Origin of the sequence: Psychroflexus curvus (assembly GCF_020164585.1) — a bacterium.
Taxonomy (GTDB): Bacteria; Bacteroidota; Bacteroidia; order Flavobacteriales; family Flavobacteriaceae; genus Psychroflexus; species Psychroflexus curvus.
This window is the reverse complement of the sequence record NZ_JAIQZF010000006.1, coordinates 263,252-285,010: the sequence shown is the minus strand read 5'-3', so window position 1 is coordinate 285,010 and position 21,759 is coordinate 263,252. Positions and strand designations below refer to the sequence as shown.

The following is a 21,759-nucleotide window of genomic DNA, read 5'->3' as shown; positions in this document are numbered from 1 at the left end:
CTTATTGAAGATCGATGTTCAGTCCAAAAAAACTTGAGCTTGCGGCTCTGTTGAATTGCGCATAGGAGTAACTGAATCTTAATTTATTGAATCGTATACTCACCCCGCCTGTAAGTCCGGAAAAAGCCCTTTGATCCTGAATTCTCAGCTCCTCACCTCTCCTGAAGTTATAGCCGAGCTGAATACTGAAAACACCATCGGGAAAAAGCTCTGCTCCTAAAATAGCATGTTGCAAAGCGTTATTGATAAAACCAGGATCATCTGCTGTTACATTTCCGCTCAAATCTTGTACATCTCTGGCTGTATTTCGAAATGCTATATTCCATTCTTGTAAGTTTTCTAAGGTAATATGCCAGCGGATTGGTGCTTTTTTTAATTTTTGTGAAATTCCTAAAATCACTTCAAACGGCATAGATTCTCTAACATCATTGAATGCTTTAAATTGAAATCCTGCATTTCTCATAACTCCTGAAATCACCAAATCCCACTCCGAGTAAATATAGCTTAAACCTAAATCTAAGGCTCCAGCAAAAGAAGTATACTGTTCAAGTTTTGAGGATATTAACTTTAAGTTGGCTCCTGCATAAAAATCGGTTCTTCCTATTCGTCTCGCATAGCCAACAGAGAATGCAGTCTCTTGACCACCAAATTCTGCTGTTGAATTACCAGATTCGTCAAACCCATCAAAACTCCCATAATCGATATAAGTAACACCTGCTTGTAAGATTTGTGTTCTTCTGCCTATGTCGTAAGCGTATGAAGCAGTTCCATAATTTACATCCGCAAAATAATTCATGTAATTGGTAGACAGTTGATTGTGCATTTCAAAATTAATCAGGGCAGGATTAGCCATTGCATTTGCTGGGTCTGAAGAATAAGAAGTTACATTCTTTCCTCCAAGTGCAGAAATTTTTGGAGAGATAGGCAAATTCAGAAACTGATAGGTACTCTGACCGCCAATTTGAGCCAAAGAAGACCAAGTCACACCTAAAACAATAACAAGAAAAAATAACTTAGGTTTCATGAAAAGTCTTTAGCTCCCTGTTAAGAAACGCTTTGCAATGTAATTTATTTTGAATTAATACTTAATTGTACTAGTTGTAATGGATAATGTCACATCGAGCCTCAGAAAATTTAAAAATTTGATTTAATGGAATGCTAGGATTTTAAGTGTTTTAGCATCGAGCGGAGTCGAGATGGAGTTGGTTCTCGACTTCGCCTGCCTGCGTTTCGCTTAGGAAGGCAGGTTCGAGCTTAAACAAATAATAGTATTTAGGTCCACTTACCAAAAGCTTTAAAGTATCTTCGCGTCCTTAACCTTTTGCTTCAAAATAGCCAAATCTAAAACTTCATGCATTTCGTTAACATAGTTTATAGTAAGGCCTTTCAAATAATCTTCTTTTATTTCTTCAATGTCTTTCCTGTTCTCTTCACTAAGGATGAGTTCTTTGATTTTAGCACGTTTAGCAGCAAGAATTTTTTCTTTAATACCTCCAACCGGTAATACTTTACCCCTTAAGGTAATTTCTCCTGTCATTGCCAAATTCTTTTTCACTTTACGCTGAGTGAAAAGTGAAACCAAAGAGGTTAACATGGTGATTCCTGCACTTGGTCCATCTTTAGGTGTTGCGCCTTCAGGAACGTGAATGTGTACATTGTAATCTGTGAAAATATCTGGGTTCAAATTGAACTTTTCTGCATTGGACTTGATATATTCCATCGCAATAGTAGCAGATTCTTTCATCACTTTTCCTAAGTTTCCGGTAATCGTTAAATTGCCTTTTCCTTTAGATAATATGGATTCAATAAATAGAATCTCACCTCCCACGCTCGTCCATGCCAGACCAGTAACTACTCCAGCAACTTCGTTGTTTTCGTAAGTGTTTTTTGGTCTGTAAGGCCCTAAAATTTTCTCTACCTGCTCACTGCTCACTTTCACATCATAGTCTTCTTCCATAGCAATACTTTTAGCTATGTTTCTTACTACTTTCGCAATTTTCTTCTCGAGGTTACGTACCCCGGATTCTCTTGTATACCCGTCTATAATTTTTTCGAGTTGTTGCTTACCAAGCTTGATATTTTCTTTTTTGATACCATGCTCTTTTATTTGCTTAGGCAATAAATGACGTTTGGCAATTTCAATCTTCTCCTCTACCGTATAGCCATTCACACGAATAATTTCCATTCTATCTCTTAGTGCCGGATGTATAGAGGATAAATCGTTAGAAGTGGCTACAAACATCACTTTTGATAAGTCATAACCCACTTCTAAAAAGTTATCGTGAAAATCGTTATTTTGTTCTGGGTCCAAGACTTCCAGCAAGGCAGAAGACGGGTCGCCCTGATGACTGTTACCTAGTTTATCAATTTCATCCAATACAAATACTGGGTTATTGGTACCTACTTTCTTCAAACTCTGAATAATTCTACCTGGCATCGCTCCAATATAGGTTTTTCTATGACCGCGTATTTCAGCTTCATCACGTAAACCCCCAAGAGAAACTCTTGCATATTTTCTACCCAAAGCTTCAGCTATAGACTTCCCTAGCGATGTTTTACCAACACCAGGAGGACCATATAAACAAAGGATCGGAGATTTCATGTCTTTTCTCAATTTGAGAACTGCTAAATATTCTATAATTCTTCTTTTGACATCTTCCAGACCAAAATGATCTCGATCAAGTATTTTTTGAGCTCTTTTTAAGTCAAAGAGATCTTCACTTGTATTATCCCAGGGCAGATCTAAAAATAAATCCAAATAATTTCTCTGAATTGAATATTCAGCCACTTGCGGATTCATTTTTTGAAGTTTAGCCAATTCCTTTTTAAAATGAGAATTTACAGAATCTTTCCACGTTTTTGATTTCGAACGCTCGCGCATTTCCTCAATTTCACCTTCAGAAGACACTCCACCCAACTCTTCTTGGATAGTTTTCATCTGCTGATGAAGAAAATATTCACGCTGTTGCTGGCTCATATCACTTTGAACCTTAGACTGAATGTCATTTTTGAGCTCTAACTTCTGAAACTCAACATTCATATATTTTAAAGTAGAAAGGGCTCTTTCTTTAAGGTCACTTGTTTCTAAAAGTTTTTGCTTGTCTTCTACTTCTACATTCATGTTGGAAGACACAAAATTGATTAAGAAAGAAGAACTTTCAATGTTTTTGATTGCAAATGAAGCTTCAGAAGGAATATTAGGGCTGTCCTTTATAATACGAAGCGATAAATCCTTCACAGAATCTATAATGGTTTTAAATTCTTCGTCGTCTGGAATAGGTTTAAACTCTTCAAATTCCTCAATCTTACATCTTAAGTAAGGTTGTTCACTCACAGGTTCAGAAATTTTAAATCTCTTTTTTCCCTGGATAATGACTGTAGTGTTCCCATCAGGCATTTTTAAAACCCTAAGAATCCTTGCCACTACACCAACTTTGTGAATGTCTTTATAATTTGGATGCTCATCTTCGTCATTTCTTTGAGCGACAACGCCAATTATTTTGTTACCATTATTGGCATCATTAATTAATTTAATAGATTTATCTCTGCCAGCTGTAATAGGAATTACAACTCCTGGAAAGAGAACTGTGTTCTTTAAGGGTAGAATTGGTAGATCGTCAGGTAAGACTTCTCGATTTATTTCTTCTTCATCTTCTGAAGTCATTAAAGGGATTAACTCTGCATCTTCATCTATATTTTCTGATGATAAATTATCTAGATTAAATAGTCCGGATTTTGCCATAATTATTTTTTTGTCAAAATGTCAGTAATTACTGACTCAGCTGCTCTTTTTACGTTTAATAGTTTGAAAGATCTTGATTTCCAATTGAAATCACGATTGTGTTTTTATTGGTTCAATTCCTATGCCACGCTAAATTACTACTATTCTACGTTTTGTTTTTGTATTCTATTATAATTAGTCGAAATTTACCTTTTTGTTAAGCTATGAAGACAAACGAACAATTTGACCTTATTATTAAGGACAGCAGAGATCTTTTTGTTAAGAAAACTAAAGACTACGGTACTGCCTGGAGAATTTTAAGACTCACTTCCTTAACCGATCAAATCTTTATAAAAGCCAGTAGAATCCGAAGCCTGCAGGAAAATAAAACTCAAAAAGTAGAAGAAAACGAAGATTCTGAATTTATTGGAATCATCAATTATTCGATTATGGCTTTAATCCAAATCGAATTAGGTATATCTGAAAAAGCCGACCTTACTGCTGAAGAAGCTTTAATTCAATACAACCTTCAAGTTGACAAGGCTAAAACTCTGATGATCGACAAAAACCACGATTATGGAGAAGTATGGAGAAAAATGAGAGTGAGTTCACTCACCGATCTTATTCTGCAAAAGCTCCTGCGTATTAAGCAAATTGAAGATAATGCAGGTCAAACTTTGGTAAGCGAAGGTATCGAAGCAGGCTATCTGGATATCATTAATTATTCAGTTTTTGCTCTTATTCATTTAAACTTCAAAGGAAAATGAAACCAGCATTTTAAAATAATCGTATGAAATATATCGTAGGCTTTTCAAGACTATTTGTCGGAGTTTTATTCATGTTTAGCGGGTTTGTCAAATTGAATGATCCCGTTGGTTTTTCATACAAACTTGAAGAATATTTCGGCGTAGGTGTTCTCAATCTCGAATTTTTGGTTCCCTACGCTTTGGTATTGGCCATATTTATTGTGATTTATGAATTGCTTTTAGGCTTAACCCTTCTCATAGGTTATGCGCCAAAGTTTACCAGATGGAGTCTTCTGCTTATGATTCTGTTTTTTACTTTCCTTACCTTTTATTCAGCTTATTTCAATAAAGTTACCGATTGCGGTTGCTTTGGTGATGCCATTCCACTAACGCCCTGGCAATCTTTTGGAAAAGATGTCATATTGCTGATTTTGATTTTGATATTATTTTTCAATGAAAAATATCTTAACCCCATTTTTGCTAAAGCATCCTTAAAATGGGTAGTATTTGCGGCTACAATTACTTGTTTATATTTTGCTTATCATGTCTTGATGCATCTCCCTGCTATTGATTTTAGAGCCTACAAAATTGGTACAAATATCCCAGAAGCTATCAGCTATCCAGAAAATGCCAAAAAAGCAGTGTATGAATATGAATGGACATTTGACGTCAATGGCAGTCAGGAAACGCATATCACCACTGGTAGTTATCCGGAAGTGGCTGGCGAATTTATTGGAGTTGAAACAAGGTTAATCGAAGAAGGATACAAGCCTCCTATTCACGATTTTGCTTTGATGAAAGACGGCGAAGATTATACTGAAGAACTGATGCAGGAAGACAAACTGCTTATTGTTGTTACTTATAATCTTTCTAAAACTGAACGCGAAGGCTGGCCTGAAATTGTGTCAGCACTTCAAAAAGCATCAAAGCAAAATTTCAAAATCATTGGACTAACCGCTTCAGGACAAAAGGATATTTCGAGGATAAAATCTGATTTCGATCTGGATTTTAATTTCTATTTTGCTGATGAAACAACAATTAAAACAATTGTCAGGGCTAATCCAGGCTTGGTTGTACTCAAGAAAGGAACAATAACCAATAAACTCCATTGGAGTGATGCAGATGAGTTTCAAAACTAATATCAATTGCTAAAAAAAATCTTACAGAAAACTATCTATGCCCTCTTCACCGTTCTTGGTGTAGTTACCGTGATTTTTTTTCTGTTTAGTGTCCTGCCAGGTGATCCAGCTCAAATGATGCTTGGTCAAAATGAAACACAAGAACAACTCAAACTCCAAAAAGAAAAGTATGGTTTTGATAAAAGTATTGGTCAGCAGTATCTCTATTATATCAATGATTTATCACCGATTTCCTGGCATAGTTCAGACAAAGTAGATTTCACCTTTTTTGAAGAAGATAAATATACGGGAACTCAGCTGATCTCTTTTTTTGATGGTGCTATTTTCTTGAAGACACCGTATCTAAGGACTTCTTTTCAACGGCAGGATCAAAAAGTGCTTAACATCATCAAACAAACCCTTCCAAACACCGCTATTCTTGCAATTTCTTCCATTGTGATAGCACTCATTATCGGAATTATTTTGGGAATAATTTCTGCACTTCAAAAAGATACCTGGATAGATAAGAGCATACAAGTCTTTAGCACGTTTGGCATGAGCCTGCCTTCTTTCTTTTCTGCCATTTTAGCGGCCTGGCTATTTGGATACGTCCTCAAAGAATACACGGGACTCAATATGACAGGTAATTTATATGAACTTGACGATTTTGGAGAAAAAAAAATATTTCACTTTAAAAATCTGATTTTACCAGCATTTGTACTTGGAATTAGACCATTGGCAGTAGTGGTTCAATTGATGAGAAGTTCTCTCTTGGAAGTATTCCAACAAGATTACATAAGAACCGCAAGAGCTAAAGGACTAAATTCCTATTCAGTCATTATGAATCATAGTTTAAAAAATGCCTTAAATCCCGTAGTCACCGCCATATCAGGATGGTTTGCATCTATGCTTGCAGGGGCAGTTTTTGTAGAATACATTTTTGGGTGGAATGGAATTGGAAAAGAAATAGTAGATGCCTTAAATACCTTAGATTTGCCAATTATCATGGGAGCCGTGTTAACGATTGCCATCATTTTTATCATTATTAATATCTTAGTGGATATTATTTATAAATTATTAGATCCAAGAATATAAACAAGTAAAATAATACATATGAGAACTCAAATTGTAGCTGGAAACTGGAAAATGAATTGCAATCTGGATGAATCGCTCCATCTTTTAAACGAATTGAAGCTCAAGGATTTTTCCAAGGCAGAGGTTGAGGTGGTTATTGCACCAACATTCACAAACCTGTATGCTGTTCATCAAAATTTAAATGATTCTTCAATCAAAATCTCCTCTCAAAATATCAATGAGAATGAAGAAGGTGCCTACACGGGTGAAATTTCTCCAGACATGCTTAAAAGTGTAGGTGTGGAATACGTGATCATTGGTCACAGTGAAAGGAGAGCAATTTATAACGAATCTGATGAATTACTCGCTAAAAAAGCAACGGCTGCATTAAAACATGACCTTAAAATTATGTTTTGTATCGGTGAAATGCTGGATCAGAGAAAAGCTGACAAGCATTTTGATGTGGTTAAGGACCAGTTGGAAAAGGGACTTTTTCACCTCAGTGCTTCGGAGATGGAAAATGTGGTTATCGCCTACGAACCTGTTTGGGCTATCGGAACCGGAGAAACGGCCTCTCCAGAACAAGCTCAGGAAATTCACGAACATATTCGTAATGTACTAGCTAAAAAATACAATCAAAATATTGCCGACCAAACCTCAATTCTTTACGGTGGGAGTGTAAAACCTAACAATGCTAAAGAAATTTTTGCCAAAAAAGATGTTGATGGTGGACTTATCGGTGGTGCTTCTTTGGATGCAAATAGCTTTGCTGAAATCGTGATGTCGTTTTAAAATGATTTACATAGAGTATAAATTTACAATTCACCCACTTCAGTCTGGTAGAGATATTCTACTGGCTGAATTGGGTGAATTGCCTTTTGAAAGCTTCGAGGATTTCGACAACGGACTTCTGGCCTATATCGAACAAACTGAGGATAAATATTCTCTTTTGGAAGAAGTGCATGTTTTGAAATCTGATGAGTTTGAAATATCTTATAACAAATCGACCATAGAGCAGGTCAACTGGAACGAAGAGTGGGAAAAAAACTTCCACCCTATTCACATCGATAACAGATGCACAATACGAGCACCTTTTCATCCCAAAACCAAGGCTGAAATCGATATCATCATCGAACCAAAAATGTCTTTTGGTACTGGTCATCATGCCACGACTTATCAAATTTCTGAACTGCTTCTCGACGAAGACTGTGAAGACAAAAGGGTGCTGGACATGGGTTGCGGCACTGGTGTTTTAGGGATTCTAGCTGATATTCGAGGCGCTAAATCTGTAGATTATATTGACATTGATACCTGGTGTGTCGAAAATACTGAAGAAAACCTGGAACGCAACTCTTGTGAAGGGCGGGTTATTCTGGGGGGCGCTGAGAAAATTGAAAATGACTACGATTTGATCTTAGCCAACATCAATAGAAATATTTTACTGGAAGACATGTCCACTTATACCAGTCACTTAGTTTCTGGAGGTATAATTTATTTCAGTGGATTTTATAAGGAAGACCTGGAATTGATTCAGAAGGAAGCCTTTAAAAATGAATTGACATTCGTTAAGAATCAGGTAAAAGAAAATTGGGTAGCCGCCAAATTCACAAAAAATTAAAAATTGATTTTAGTTTTCTCTTTATATTTGCACTAAAAATGGATTATGAGTGTTAAGGAAGAAGTTTTAGAAGAAGTTGATGTTGAGGAAAAGCTGACAGATTCACACGAAATCATTGTGTATAATGATGAAGTCAACACCTTTGACCACGTCATCGAAACCCTGATCAAGACTTGTGATCACGATGCTTTACAAGCAGAACAATGTACTTTACTTATTCATTATAAAGGGAAATGCGCCGTCAAATCTGGGGATTTTGACGATCTGAAGCCCCGATGTACCGAAATTTTAAGAGCTGGTATAAGCGCTGAAATCATATAAAAAAAGCCTCGATCTTCGAGGCTTTTTTGTTTATCAATTTTTCTAAATTATTAATTATCCGAAAGCTCACGCGAGCGTCTCGCTCGTGCCCTATCTCAGTTTTCTATATTGCTAGCGCGAGACTGCCTTTGTCGGCTGACAGACGTCTCGCACTAGCCTTATTATAATTAAGTTATCATTTCAGTACTCCGACTGGCACACGCCTGCGTTTTAAATCAAGGTCACTTTTCAATCTGAGACGTATTTTTTAATTGAATCTATATTTAAAAGTTTTTGTTGTTTTTCAGGATCCAGTTTCACATCTTTATTTCCTGTAATCAACGATTCTAGAGGCACCCCTAAATACCTATTTAGAAGGGTTATCATTTTTAAGGTTAAGGGTCGTTTTTCATTTAAAACTTCAGATATTCTAGTTTTTCCACCAAATAATGGTGCTAAATCAATTTGTTTCAAATTCATTTGCTCCATTCGAAATTTTATGGCCTCTATTGGGCTTGGCGCTTCTATGGGGAAATGTTCTCTTTCGTATTTTTCTACAAGCAAAGATAAAAGTTCAATCTCCTCACCTTTTGAACTGGTGGATTCTATCGAATTTTTATCACTATTTATCAAAGTGTAAATACGTTCGCAGGCTTCGTTATAGTCTTGCTCTGTTTTTAATAGTTTTATTTTCATATTTTATAGTTTTGACTTCTATTTTATCATATTCCTTATGAGTTCCGAACCAGACTACAAAAACAATTTTTAATTTATATTCTATATCGACGATCAAGCGATAATCATTAGCTTTAATATTGAACACCACTCGCTTTGAACTAATAATACTGGCACTACCATATTTTGCTTTCAATTCGTTAGCATTGCTCCATGTGGAGTATCTAACCTCATAAATCCAGGACTTAAGAGACTCTTCAGCCAGCTGATACCGACTTTGCCTACAAATTTTGGTTAAAGTGGACTCTTTGATTATTCTCATACCATGCAAAGATAGCTAAAGTTACCTTATTTGGTAACTTTTTTTAGCTTGTTTCTGCTTTGCAGGCTCCTGCATCTTGCTCGTACCTATCGCTGTCGCGAGCAAGCCTTTGTCGGCTAACAGAAGTCTCGCACTAGCCTGAGGGGTCAAAAAAAACCCTGAAACAAGTTCAGGGTGATAAAAAAATACTTTATTTACCAGATAATCCATAGTTAACTACCCTACTACCTTAATAATTTCTGAAGTGATATAATCGATTTGTTCTTGATCCAGTTCGGTGTGCATGGGTAAAGAAATCACTTCTTCTACCAGCTGATTGGTAACGGCAAACTCCTTTTCATCATAACGCTCATCTTTGTAAGCCTTTTGAGAATGCAACGGAATTGGATAATAAATACCGTGTGGAATGTTGTTTTTCTTAAAATGCTCTGCTAAGGCGTTGCGCTTTCCATTTTTGATTTTGATGGTGTACTGATGAAAAACATGACAATCGCAGGTATGGCAAATGCCATTTGAATTATCGCATTTTTTGTGAGTTTCAGTTTGCGGCGTTTCAATGTGTTCAGATTTGCTCAAAGCCTCTGTGTAATGTCTGGCTGCATTTTGACGTCTTGAACTGTAATGATCCAAATGCTTGAGTTTGATGTCCAAAACCGCCGCCTGTACACTGTCCAGTCTTGAATTGACACCCACCACATCATGGTGGTAACGCTCATACATCCCGTGATTGACAATGCCTCTAATCGTATGAGCTAACTCATCATCGTTTGTGAAAATAGCACCACCATCTCCGTAGGCTCCCAGATTTTTGGAAGGAAAAAAGGATGTCGCTCCTACATCCCCAATCGTACCGGCCTTTTGCTGAGACCCATCTTTAAAAGTATAGTTAGCTCCAATGGCTTGGGCATTATCTTCAATCACATAGAGATTATGCTTTTTAGCTATTTCCGTGATTTCTTCCATCTGAGCAACGTGTCCAAACAAATGCACAGGCACAATAGCTTTGGTTTTGGGTGTAATCGCTTTTTCCAGTTTATTTAAATCTATGTTGAAAGTATCTTTATCTACATCAATGAGAACGGGCGTCAAATTTAACAGCGCAATCACTTCTACAGTCGCTGCAAAAGTAAAATCGACGGTGATGACTTCATCCCCTGGCTTTAAGCCCAGTCCCATCATTGCAATTTGTAAAGCATCGGTTCCGTTGGCACATGGAATCACGTGCTTAACACCCATATACTCTTCCAAATTCTCCTGAAACTGCTTTACGGCAGGCCCGTTGATATAGGACGTTGTATTTAAAACCTCAAAAATGGACTCATCGACTTCATCCTTTATTTTATCGTATTGACCCTTAAGATCAACCATTTGTAGTTTTCTCATAATTTTTTTTCTTCACAAAAATAAGAATATTAAGTATCTAAAGAGACAATTCAGCTAAAAGCTTATTTTTGAAAAAAATCTAATTTGAAGTCTTTATACCAGTTCATCATATCTAGTTTTAAATTACTCCTGCCTGTCTTAAAATTAATCAGTCCTAAGATGAAGTTATTTGTAGAAGGAAGAGCGAATTGGAAAGGCAAATTACAATCTCAAGTTTCTGAAGATGATAAAGTTATATGGTTTCATGCCGCTTCTCTTGGCGAATATGAGCAGGCGGTTCCTGTCATTCAAGCTTTAAAACAAACGCATCCCGATTATAAAATCGCAGTGAGTTTCTTTTCACCCTCGGGGTATGAAATTAAAAAGAAGGATTCTAAACTGGATATAGTCACCTATTTACCGCTGGATACTAAAAAAAATGCCAGACGATTTCTGGATATCCTTAACCCAGAAGCCGCTTTTTTTGTCAAATATGAAATTTGGCCGAACCTGATGGATGTGTTAAACAACCGGCAAGTCAAGTCTTATCTTATTTCTGGGTTATTCAGACCAGAGCAGCTGTACTTTAGACCCATGGGAAAATTTATGGCTAAGGCCCTGGGTAAGTTTGACCATCTTTTTGTTCAGAACGAAGAGTCCTTAAAACTGCTAAAAAACCATGGTTTTGAACAAGCCAGCATCTCAGGGGATACCCGCTACGACCGTGTCATTGCTCAGTTAGGTATGGATAATAAGTTAAGTTTCATGGATGACTTTACAGCTTCAGGTGAACTCACCATGGTATTTGGAAGCACCTGGCCTGAAGATCTAACTATCACTCTGGACGCCATGAACAAGGCACCTGCACAGGTGAAGCTGGTTATCGCTCCGCATCAAATCAACGCCGCACAAATTCAGAAATTAAAAAAAGACATCCGCAAAAAAGTGATATGCTATTCTGAAATTGAAAATCAAAATCTTCAAAATTACGAGGTTCTTATCATAGATACGATTGGTCTACTGACCAAAATTTACAGCTATGCCAACATGGCTTATGTTGGAGGAGGCATGGGATTAAGCGGACTGCATAACATTCTGGAACCTGCGGCTTTTGGAATTCCAATTGTTATTGGTGAAAATTATGACAAATTTCCCGAGGCTAAGATGTTAAGACGTCTGGGAGGGGTTTTTAGTGTAGATTCTGAGAAAGAATTTGAAGGCTTATTCAAAAAACTTGTTACAGATAAGACATTTAGAGAGAAAAGCGGACAGATTTGCGGACATTTTGTAAACTCTGAAGCTGGGGCAACCCAAAAAATTATATCATCTATTGACTTGTGAACCTGCCTGTCCAAGACACGCAGGCGGGCCTGCCCGATCAAGACACGCAGGCGGGTTCAATCCTGCTTGGAATTATGATGTCGAATGAGGCTTAGTGTAAATCCAATAATAAAGGGGATACTAAGCAAAGCTAAGGCCAATGAACTTACGATGAGTAACTTCTGGACAGCCTCGAGCACATCACTGGCTCCACTAAATTTTCCAATCATCAGAAACCCTAAAGTCACCAGAAACAATAGAATGCCCCAGATCCATTTGTGATAAGATGATGGGTTTATTTTGGTGAGATCGGAGAACATACTCAGGACGTATATGGCTGAATCGACCGAAGTGATTAGAAATCCCACCAAGAGTAAAATGGCCAAAATCACAGCATAAAACCCAAATGGGAACTGTTCCAAAAGCACAAAGGTGGCCGAAAACACATCATTGAAAGCAAAACTGCTCACCAATTCTGAATTGATAAGTTCTACAGCGGCTGTCCCAAAACTTGTAAACCATAGAAACGAGCCTAAACTCGGCACAATAAGCACACCCAAAATCAATTCTCTGATACTTTTTCCTTTCGAAATCCTGGCGATAAAAATACCCGTAAAAGGTGCCCAGGCCAGCCAAAACGCCCAGTAGTAATAGGTCCAGTCCGATAGAAATTCTTCTCTGAAATCGAAGTTTCCTATCGCCAGGCTAAGGGGTATAAAATCCTGAATCAAAGCTAAAATCGATTCATAAAAGTTACTGAAAATCAGACCTACATCTGTATTGAAAATGACATAAGCCAATAGTACCAGCGTTAAAGAAATATTGATGTTTGACAAGTGGCGGATGCCTTTTCTTAAGCCTTTTATCGAAGAAAATAAAGCCAAAGAAAAAATAAGAACACAAAGGCTAAGGCTTAATATGATTCCGAGCCGCGACCCAACAACGAAGTTGATACCGCCTTCTACCTGCCGAATACCAAGTGCCACAGCGCTAACGACACCAAAAACAGTGGTGAGTATGACCAGCAGATCTATACATTTGGTAACTACAGGATTTGACAGTTTTGGGAGGAGATGGCTTAGCTGAATGTTTTCATTTTTGATAAAAAGCAGGTAGGCAATGAATAAGGCAAAAAGTCCGTAAAAAGCCCAGGCTGTGAATCCCCAGTGGTAAAAAGTCATTTCAAAGCCATGTATTTGCTCTGGTCTTAAGATTTCTATTCCGGGCTGCTGCATCATAAAAACAGGTTCATGGACAGCTCTTAAGATAATACCGGCTCCCATGCCAGTAGAATACATCATGGCCAGCCATGACAAAGTGGAATATTCCGGCTTACCAGAACCCAGTTTCTTTTTTCCTAATGGAGAAAAGGCAATCACTAAAAGATAAAGGCAAATACATAAGCCAAGGACCAGGTAGAGCTGTCCAAATAAGGATCTCACCCAAACAGAAGTTGTATGAATGATTTGAAAAGAGCCTTCAGGAAAAATGACAAAACACAGCCCTGTAAGCCCAAAAATGAAAAGGGAGGCTATGACTAACTGATTTTTGTCCCGGAGAAATTTCAAAAAATAGAATTACACGGTTACCGCTTTGTTTAGATACCTTCTGAAGGATAGCATAGCTCTATAAGTTTCGATGACCTTGTTTTTAAAATCTTCTGCAAGGACATCTTTTCTTTCAAAAGGCTTCATAGATGCGAAGCTTTTCAGTCTTAGCAGGTCGATATGTTTATGGCTCTGAGAAAAGCCTTTGGGCGCTGTTTTCAATTGGTCCACATCTTCCATTAAGCCTCCAAAATGGTTTCGGAAGGTTTTGGAATTGATGATGTCTTTAAATTCATCTCCGTTATAATCTATGGCTTCACGAATACTTTTCAGATATTCAGATTTGGGTTTATAAAATCCTCCAGCCACAAAAATCTCATCGATGCCTAAATGGATATAAAAGTCACCAGTCTTAGGGCGTTTGTCCAGCCCGGCTCCAAAATGGTCTTTGTAAGTGGGCTTGTTGGGATGATACAATAGATTATTATTGATGCGATTGATGGCTTTTTTACCTGAAGAGGAATAGTAATCCTCATCGATTTTGGAAAGTTTAAGATCCAAATCTTCAAGCCAATTTACATAATCTGCTTTTACGGTTTCGTACTGACTTCTATGTTCATCCATCCACTCCTTGCTGTTGTTTTTGTTGAGGATTTCAAGAAAATCGAATAAACGTTCAAAATTCATCTAGCTAGGTTTTATCGAATTAAGTTGAGTCTTCAATTCTTCCATAGACTGCTCCAGTTTTTTAAGCATGCTATTTTCTGAATTTTCATTGATGGAGAAGGTTAGTTTACTGGTCACTTCCCAGATTTCCTGAACTTCGGAAGCTTCCACCTCATAGGGTGGATAATAGGAATTGGTAGAAATCAGTGAAATTTTATGAGAGTGTGGATGTTTATGCAATTTTTTAACCATTACAGAATCCTGTAAAACAAATACATAAACTTTATGATTCATAGCCTGTTGAAGACTTTCCACTGATTTTCCAAGAACCCAGTCTTCAGAATGAAAGTTGGGTTCCATGCTATCCCCTTCTACCTGAAAACCTCTATAAGATGCGTTTCTGAACTGAGGGATAGGCATTTCAAAAGCTGGCAACTGATGATACCATTCGGCATCGCCAATGTTTTGGGGATAACCCGCAGCAGCTTTTTGGTTCACCAGCAGCATGTTTTCTCTTGAATTGGTTTCATCGACAGAAATCACCTTCGGCATAGAATTGATGTGATGCACATCCAGTTTTTTCTGAAAGCTTTCGCCATATAGCCAAAGCGGATTGACTTCAAACATCTTTAAAAGCGTCATCACCACCTGACCTGAAAGCTTGGTTTTACCTCGTTCAATATCTGAAGTGGTATTTTTAATATTCAGGATTTCAGCAAACTCAGTTTGCGTAAAATTGTTTTCTTCTCGAATTTGTTTAAAACGCTGAATTTCTAAGGGTAAATCTGATTTCATGACCGTTTATACTTAATTAGGAATAATTCCATAAAATTAAGGAAAAAATCCTAATCAATTCAAATTTTTACATAAAAAAGTTGACTAAGCGTTATGTGTACAAAAAGCTAAAGTAGGTTTTTGTATACTTCAATTGATTTTAAGGGTAAGAGACAGGGTAAAAGTCGAGATGGATTTATAGCCTTGTAGCTTAATAAGGTTTTCGACTTTGCCTGCCTGCGTTCCGCTTAGGAAGGCAGGCTCGAACTTAAAACAAAGGGATGCGTGATTCATTAAAGAATACTCTTGTTTTATAAAGTTAAAACAAGCTCTTTATCTTATTCAAAATTATAACTTATAAAATATAGTAGTAACAAAGTATTTATTTTAATAAATTTGAGAACTAAGATAAGCCCTATGAAAATACATGTCATCAATGGTCCTAATTTGAATATATTAGGAAAAAGAGAACCCGAAATTTACGGTAAGTCTACTTTTAAAGATTATTTCACTGAACTTCAGTTTGAGTTTAAAGCCGTTGAGTTGTCTTACTTCCAATCTAATATAGAAGGCGAATTAATTTCAGAATTACAGGAAGCAGATGATAATGTGGATGGTATTATCCTCAATGCTGCTGCTTACACTCACACGTCGGTGGCTATTGGAGATGCTATCAAGGCCATTGGGACACCGGTTATTGAAGTGCATATTTCCAACACCCATGCCAGGGAAGAATTTCGAAAACATTCTTATGTTTCACCGAACGCTTTTGGTATCATTATTGGTTTTGGTTTGAGGAGTTATGAATTAGCGATAAGAAGTTTCCTTGATTAAAAAATTATACTTACACAGGTATGTTACAAATTAATACCATCTTATTTTTTCTTTTATGTGTCGCCATCGGCAATGCTCAGGAAAAAAATGAAGTTGAAAAAAGAGTAAAAAAAGGAGAGGTTCATGAGCGAGCCATAGAATGGCTGAATGATGCTTTCGAAAAGAAACGTAAAACCAAATGGTATTTACAGACTGATGGAGAAAAAGAAGTCTTTGAAGCTAAGCTAAAGCACAAAAATCATCTGCATAGCGTTGAATTTGACTTAGATGGGAATGTCCGGAATGTGGAAGTCTTAATCGATGAAAATGAACTCGAAAGGGAAGTGCTGAAAGTCATTTTGACCTATTTAAAAGCCAATTACACCAAGTTTTCAATTTCAAAAATCCAGATTCAATATACAGGCGAAGGAGAGAATCTTGAAGATGTCATCGATGAAGATGAATTTGAAGATATCACCATAAATTATGAAATTGAATTCTACGGAAAATCAGATACTGAAGATGAGTTGTGGGAAGGCTTGTTTGATGCCAAAGGCACTTTTCTAGAAAAAAGAGTCATCAACTTGAAAGCCACTGATAACCTAGATTATTAGAGATGAATAAACGCTTTTTAATAGTCTTATTTATAGTATCATTTTCAGTTAAAGCTCAAGGCGAACGGTTTACTTTTGGCTTTCTTCCAGAAGCTTCACTAAGTTATAAGATTTCAGAAAACTATTCTGTGACTCACAAAATTGAATCTCAAAATGGAATATATGACTCCAACAACCTCAACGAAGAGCTTGAATATGTACACAGACTAACCGATCTACAAAGCTTCATCAGTCGGAAACTTTCACCATTCGTCAAAGCAGGAATTGGTTATCAATATAGAATCGAAGAAGGCGAAAACACGCACAGAACAATTCAGCAAGTTTCTATTCTGCAAAGAGAATCATTCTACAGAATTGGTCATCGAATCCGAATCGATGAGACTTTTTATAAAGAAGCACCGCTCTTGTTCAGAGCGCGCTACAGAATAAAAGGACAGGTTCCTTTACAAGGCTTGAGTTTGGATCCAGGTGAAAAATATTTATCTGTATCCAACGAGCTCATCTATATGACTCAAAGCAGTGAAGACGATTTGGAAAATAGATTTGCCGTCTCCCTCGGCTTTTATTTCGATGATAAAAATAAATTTGAAGTAGGTTTAGATTACAGAACCGATGATTATCTGGTTGAAGATAGATTCAGACATCGCTTATGGTTTAAATTAGGCTATTACAAATCACTTTAAGCTCATTTATGAAAATACTACATACGGCAGACTGGCACATTGGAAAACGACTTCATAAAACAGATTTAGCTGAAGACTTTGACCTGTTCGTCAATTGGCTTTGTGAGTATCTAAATCGAAACCCTATTGATGTCTTATTGATTTCTGGAGATGTATTCGATTTTTCAAACCCATCCAGCGAGTCTAGAAGTCAGTATTACAGGACACTCATCAAACTCAAAAAATTTGATTTCAAAATCATCATCACTGGAGGAAATCACGACTCCCCAAGTGTTTTGGATGCTCCAAAAGAAATCCTTAATCAGTTGGACATCCATGTCATTGGACAAATGCCAGAGCAGTTTGAAGACAGTTTGATTCCGATTTCTTCTGAAAATGATATCAAATTAGTCATTGCAGCGATTCCTTATTTAAGAAGCAGAAACTTTCAGCGACAGTTTGATGCTGAAAATCATGACAACAAACAGGAAGCTATGAAAGAAAGTATTGCCTTTCACTTTCAGGAAACAGCTAAACTTGCCAAAGAAAATTTTCGTGATGTTCCTCTGATGGGTATGGGACATTTGTTTGCAACGGGTGCCAGCGTGTCAGAAAGTGAGCGCGATATCCAAATCGGGAATTTAGCAGGTCTGGAGGCTTCACATTTTGGCAATAAATACGATTATATAGCGCTAGGACATATTCACAAGCCGCAGCGACTAACAGCCGACACGCCTATTTTTTATAGCGGCTCTCCTATTCCATTGTCCTTTAGTGAACGAAAAAATGAAAAACGCATTTTAGTCATCGATACGGAAATCTCTTTTGAACCCGAAAGCATTTGTATTCCCAAATTCAGAGATTTGATTTTGATCAAAGGAAGTCTGGAAGAGGTCAAAGAAAAGTTGGTATTGGTTAAAAATGATCATCCCTTAAAAACTCTGATAGAAATCGAAATGATTGAAGCCGAATCTTCCGCTTCCATAACCTATGAGTTGGAACAGATGATTGAAGCTTTTGATATTGAAAACTGCGAAATCGTAAAGCATAAAGTAACCTTCAAAAATGCTTCTGAAGTTGAGCGTGGAGTTTCTACTGCAGAAAGTCAGGTGTCTGATTTTACACCAAAACAGGTTTTTCAAAAGAAACTGGAAGGTAGTGACGAAACCGAAGACACCAAGCTGGAACTCATCTCTGCTTTTGAAGAAATCCTCGAAGAACTGAATTATACGGAAGAATGAAAATTGAAAGCCTGCATTTTAAAAACATCAATTCACTAAGAGGTGAACATGAAATCAATTTTAATGAATCACCACTAAACACTGGTGGTTTGTTTGCTATCATTGGACCAACGGGAAGTGGAAAAAGCACCCTGCTCGATGCGATTTGTCTGGCACTTTACGGCAGAACCCCTAGAATACCAAGTGTCACCAAAAATAAGATTGAACAGGATGGAAGCATACTGACCAAATACCAAAAAGAAGCTTACGCAAAAGTCAAATTCTCCTGCAATTCTGGCACCTTCACTTCTACCTGGTCCATTTCAACCAATAGAAATAATAAATTAAGGGAGTATCAGATGGATTTATGGAATCCTGTTACTGAAACTTTTTTTAGTGAAAAGAAATCTGAGGTACTGACAGAGATTCAACGGCTGATTGGTTTGTCTTATGATCAATTCGTAAAATCGGTTTTATTATCTCAGGGAGAATTTGCAACCCTGCTTCAATCCAATGAAAAAGAGCGAAGTGAGCTTTTAGAAAAAATCACCAATACGTCGATTTACAGACAAATTGGAAGAAAAGTATTTGAAAAATATAATGCACTGAGGTCTAAAATCTCCAGTCAAAAAACTTTGATGGAAGATATCAGGCTAAAGCTTTTAAGTGAAGAAGAACTTCAACTGAAGCAGAAAAATAAAGCTGAGCTTGAAAAACAAGAGAAAGAGCAACAACTCTCACTTTCTCGCTATGAAAAAGACCTGGATCAACTTAAAACTAAGGAGAAACGAGATAATGAACTGGAAGCTGAATCCAAAAAACTTGAGCAGTACAAGACCGAATTTAAGGAATTTCAAAGTAAAAATGCCGATAAATTAAGCAAACACTCTAAAACTTTGGCTTTTGAAGAACAACTTATGGAATATAATGCTCTTGCAGAAAAAAAGGAAAGTCAGGTTGAAACCATAGAAACTTTAGAAAACGATCTATCTCAACTTCAAACACAGATTAAAGATTTAAAAAGTAAGGTTCAGGAACTTCTTAACACTGAAGTTGAAGCTTCTGAAACTGAGCATCGATTAGATGAATTGCTTAAAGAATATCAGAAGCTTGAGAACGAAAAGCAACTAAAACTCAACGACTATAAGTCTAAACTTGAAATTTTGACCAGAGAACTGGAGGTTTTGAATTTGAAATTCAAAACTCAAGCTATACCTGATTTTAGAAGTGAACTTCAGGACAAATTGAAGGTTTCAAAACAAAAAGTTGAAGGTTTTGCCATTCAGCTTGAGGGTGATACAACTTTAGATGAGAGCATAAAAGCGAAAAACCAGTTGTTGAATCAGGTCAAGGAAGCTAAACATGAGGATAAATCCTTAACTGAATTAGAAGAAAGGTCTGCCAGACTTAGCCAGCAAATCAAGTTGGATAAAGAAGAACTCGCTAAATTTCCGAAACTGATTTCAGAAAAAGAAACTGCTTTCGAGACCCTTAAAAAAGAGGTCACACATCTGGAGACTGAAAAAGAAAATCAAAACTTAAGGCTGGAAGTTGAAGACCTCAGAAAAAAACTGGTAGAGAACGAGCCCTGTCCTGTCTGCGGTTCTAAAGACCATCCGTATTTTGAGCATGCTCCTGCTCTTGATTCTGAATTGGATAAAAAGTTGAAAACTAAAAAAGAGGAGCTTCAGTTGCTTTCCAAAGCAATTGAAACTTTAAATGCTCAGCAAGATTCAAAAACCGAACGTGTTGAAGAACAGAAAGCTGAACTTGAAGATTTAAAGCTGAATCTGACCCAAAGAAAAGAGGTTTTTGCTAAAAACTTTGAATTTATTCTTCCTCAACTTGAAGGGAAAACATTTTTGGAGTTAGAAGGTTCTGTCGGGCAGGAGATTGAAAATCTTGAAAAAACAAAACAGCTCCAGGCAGAAATTCAGGCTTTAGAAAATTCTATAGATGTTTTGTATAAACTTCAGTTAATCAAGGAACAAGGAAGTCAGTTAAAGGCTAAAATGAGAACTCTATATGCTGGAGAGCATTTAGATAATTTAGTTTCTGAACTGAAGAAAAACTGGATCACTTTAAATTCGAATATATCCACAACTAAAAAATCATTAAGCAAAGAGAATGAAAACTTAAGCCGAGTTGAAAGCAAACGGCTACAACTTCAGGAGAACTTAGAGCCTAAAATAAAAGCCAGTGCATTTTCAAGCATTTCGAAGGCCAATTCATCTCGAATGAAGTCGGCAGACTACCAGGCACTAAGCCAACAGCTCAATGAATTAAACGAACGAATACAAATTCAGAAGGAAAAACTAAAAGGCATCAAAACTCAGATTAATGACTTAAGATTTGAATTTTTCACTGATAAAAATCAAGCTGAATTGGCTATAACTGACTTGTCCAATACTTTCCAGAACACAAAAAACGAAATTGAAGAAGTCAACAGGCAGTTGAAAAATAACAAAGACCGTATTGAACGTTTTGTAAGTATAGAGAGAAGTATAGCTGAGGAGCAGAAAGCCAACAAAAAATGGGAGATTCTGAACAAGCTGATTGGGGATGCTACGGGAACAGAGTTCAATAAATTTGCACAAGATTTGAGTTTGCAACGTTTGATTTACTTGGGGAATAAACGCCTAAAACACCTGAACGACCGCTATGAATTGGATCGCTATTTACCTAAGGAAGACAAAGACCAGCTTTATGTGATCGATCATCATATGGGGGGAATGCGACGATCTGTGAAGACCCTGTCTGGAGGAGAAACCTTTCTGATGAGTCTGGCTTTGGCTCTGGGATTGTCTGATTTAGCTTCCAGAAATGTGGAAATCAATAGTTTATTTATCGATGAAGGCTTCGGAACTTTAGATCCTGAAACACTAGATGTCACTTTAGATACGCTGGAACGTTTACAGGCTGAAAGCAACAAAACCATTGGTATCATAAGCCATGTTAGCACGTTAAAAGAGAGAATTCAAACGCAAATTGTCTTGGAAAGAAATGCTCAGGGCTACAGTCAGCTGCAGGTGGTTGGCTAAAGTTTAACTAAAGTCGATAAAGCAAATTTGATTATTTTTAGAGCTATTAGATTGATAAATCATCAATTTAACTTCATTAAAATTGATATATTTTTATAAAAAATAAATTAATCCTTATTCTATTACGAATTATTCATTTATGCTTTCTTTGCTAGCGAAATTTCTC

General features: G+C 36.9%; 20 protein-coding genes. 12 read left to right on the top strand and 8 right to left on the bottom strand.

Annotation, left to right across the window (positions count from 1 at the left end; genetic code table 11):
- Nucleotide 1: 1 nt before the first annotated feature.
- Both porQ and lon read right to left on the bottom strand, forming a co-directional pair.
- A complete protein-coding gene (gene porQ, locus LB450_RS11050) occupies nucleotides 2–1,024 on the bottom strand; it encodes a type IX secretion system protein PorQ (RefSeq protein ID WP_224488591.1) in 1,023 nt (340 codons plus the stop codon).
- 270 nt (nucleotides 1,025–1,294) lie between these two features.
- Nucleotides 1,295–3,742 carry an endopeptidase La gene (lon, locus tag LB450_RS11045; protein ID WP_224488589.1) on the bottom strand — a complete coding sequence of 816 codons (2,448 nt, stop codon included), beginning with the start codon at nucleotides 3,740–3,742 and terminating at the stop codon, nucleotides 1,295–1,297.
- A 203-nt stretch (nucleotides 3,743–3,945) separates the two neighbouring features.
- Here lon and LB450_RS11040 point away from each other — a divergent pair, with 203 nt between their 5' ends.
- The 6 genes from LB450_RS11040 to LB450_RS11015 are packed head-to-tail and all read left to right on the top strand — an operon-like array spanning nucleotide 3,946 to nucleotide 8,598.
- Entirely contained in the window at nucleotides 3,946–4,488 is a 543-nt protein-coding gene (locus LB450_RS11040) for a DUF1599 domain-containing protein (protein ID WP_224488587.1), read from the top strand.
- 23 nt (nucleotides 4,489–4,511) lie between these two features.
- A complete protein-coding gene (locus tag LB450_RS11035) occupies nucleotides 4,512–5,606 on the top strand; it encodes a BT_3928 family protein (protein ID WP_224488585.1) in 1,095 nt (364 codons plus the stop codon).
- Between the two features lie 6 nt (nucleotides 5,607–5,612).
- Nucleotides 5,613–6,680, top strand: coding sequence for an ABC transporter permease (locus tag LB450_RS11030; protein ID WP_224488577.1), 1,068 nt, complete (start codon nucleotides 5,613–5,615; stop codon nucleotides 6,678–6,680).
- A gap of 18 nt (nucleotides 6,681–6,698) precedes the next feature.
- Nucleotides 6,699–7,451, top strand: coding sequence for a triose-phosphate isomerase (gene tpiA, locus LB450_RS11025; RefSeq protein ID WP_224488575.1), 753 nt, complete (start codon nucleotides 6,699–6,701; stop codon nucleotides 7,449–7,451).
- A gap of 1 nt (nucleotide 7,452) precedes the next feature.
- Nucleotides 7,453–8,277 (top strand): 50S ribosomal protein L11 methyltransferase, encoded by an 825-nt coding sequence (prmA, locus tag LB450_RS11020; protein ID WP_224488573.1) that lies wholly within the window; start codon nucleotides 7,453–7,455, stop codon nucleotides 8,275–8,277.
- 45 nt (nucleotides 8,278–8,322) lie between these two features.
- Nucleotides 8,323–8,598: an ATP-dependent Clp protease adaptor ClpS gene (locus tag LB450_RS11015; RefSeq protein WP_224488571.1), complete on the top strand. Its 276-nt coding sequence runs from the start codon at nucleotides 8,323–8,325 to the stop codon at nucleotides 8,596–8,598.
- Between the two features lie 228 nt (nucleotides 8,599–8,826).
- Here LB450_RS11015 and LB450_RS11010 read toward each other — a convergent pair whose 3' ends face one another.
- The 3 genes from LB450_RS11010 to LB450_RS11000 all read right to left on the bottom strand — a co-directional run bounded on the left by LB450_RS11010 (nucleotide 8,827) and on the right by LB450_RS11000 (nucleotide 10,957).
- The gene (locus LB450_RS11010; RefSeq protein WP_224488570.1) at nucleotides 8,827–9,273 is read right to left on the bottom strand and encodes a helix-turn-helix domain-containing protein; all 447 of its coding nucleotides are present in this window, start codon (nucleotides 9,271–9,273) and stop codon (nucleotides 8,827–8,829) included.
- Nucleotides 9,236–9,574 carry a type II toxin-antitoxin system HigB family toxin gene (locus tag LB450_RS11005; RefSeq protein WP_224488568.1) on the bottom strand — a complete coding sequence of 113 codons (339 nt, stop codon included), beginning with the start codon at nucleotides 9,572–9,574 and terminating at the stop codon, nucleotides 9,236–9,238. Before LB450_RS11005 ends, LB450_RS11010 begins: the two co-directional genes overlap by 38 nt.
- Before the next feature lie 216 nt (nucleotides 9,575–9,790).
- Entirely contained in the window at nucleotides 9,791–10,957 is a 1,167-nt protein-coding gene (locus LB450_RS11000) for a DegT/DnrJ/EryC1/StrS family aminotransferase (RefSeq protein WP_224488566.1), read from the bottom strand.
- Nucleotides 10,958–11,116: 159 nt separating this feature from the next.
- Here LB450_RS11000 and LB450_RS10995 point away from each other — a divergent pair, with 159 nt between their 5' ends.
- A complete protein-coding gene (locus LB450_RS10995; protein WP_224488558.1) occupies nucleotides 11,117–12,277 on the top strand; it encodes a 3-deoxy-D-manno-octulosonic acid transferase in 1,161 nt (386 codons plus the stop codon).
- Between the two features lie 56 nt (nucleotides 12,278–12,333).
- Here the strand turns inward: LB450_RS10995 and LB450_RS10990 are convergent, their stop codons facing one another.
- Genes LB450_RS10990 through LB450_RS10980 form a run of 3 tightly spaced genes read right to left on the bottom strand, consistent with a single transcriptional unit; the run spans nucleotide 12,334 to nucleotide 15,264 of the window.
- On the bottom strand, nucleotides 12,334–13,824 hold the full coding sequence (locus LB450_RS10990) for a BCCT family transporter (RefSeq protein ID WP_224488556.1): 1,491 nt from the start codon (nucleotides 13,822–13,824) through the stop codon (nucleotides 12,334–12,336).
- 9 nt (nucleotides 13,825–13,833) lie between these two features.
- The gene (locus LB450_RS10985; RefSeq protein WP_224488554.1) at nucleotides 13,834–14,490 is read right to left on the bottom strand and encodes a DUF2461 domain-containing protein; all 657 of its coding nucleotides are present in this window, start codon (nucleotides 14,488–14,490) and stop codon (nucleotides 13,834–13,836) included.
- Nucleotides 14,491–15,264, bottom strand: coding sequence for a LexA family transcriptional regulator (locus LB450_RS10980; protein ID WP_224488552.1), 774 nt, complete (start codon nucleotides 15,262–15,264; stop codon nucleotides 14,491–14,493).
- Between the two features lie 396 nt (nucleotides 15,265–15,660).
- Here LB450_RS10980 and aroQ point away from each other — a divergent pair, with 396 nt between their 5' ends.
- From aroQ to LB450_RS10955, 5 genes are read left to right on the top strand one after another with little or no spacing between them, the layout of a single operon-like run.
- Nucleotides 15,661–16,077, top strand: coding sequence for a type II 3-dehydroquinate dehydratase (aroQ, locus tag LB450_RS10975; protein ID WP_224488550.1), 417 nt, complete (start codon nucleotides 15,661–15,663; stop codon nucleotides 16,075–16,077).
- Nucleotides 16,078–16,097: 20 nt separating this feature from the next.
- Complete coding sequence (locus tag LB450_RS10970) at nucleotides 16,098–16,670, top strand: hypothetical protein (RefSeq protein WP_224488548.1); 573 nt, start codon at nucleotides 16,098–16,100, stop codon at nucleotides 16,668–16,670.
- A 2-nt stretch (nucleotides 16,671–16,672) separates the two neighbouring features.
- Nucleotides 16,673–17,353: a DUF2490 domain-containing protein gene (locus tag LB450_RS10965; RefSeq protein WP_224488546.1), complete on the top strand. Its 681-nt coding sequence runs from the start codon at nucleotides 16,673–16,675 to the stop codon at nucleotides 17,351–17,353.
- Between the two features lie 8 nt (nucleotides 17,354–17,361).
- Nucleotides 17,362–18,573 carry an exonuclease subunit SbcD gene (gene sbcD, locus LB450_RS10960; protein ID WP_224488544.1) on the top strand — a complete coding sequence of 404 codons (1,212 nt, stop codon included), beginning with the start codon at nucleotides 17,362–17,364 and terminating at the stop codon, nucleotides 18,571–18,573.
- Complete coding sequence (locus LB450_RS10955) at nucleotides 18,570–21,593, top strand: AAA family ATPase (RefSeq protein ID WP_224488542.1); 3,024 nt, start codon at nucleotides 18,570–18,572, stop codon at nucleotides 21,591–21,593. Before sbcD ends, LB450_RS10955 begins: the two co-directional genes overlap by 4 nt.
- Nucleotides 21,594–21,759: the final 166 nt, after the last annotated feature.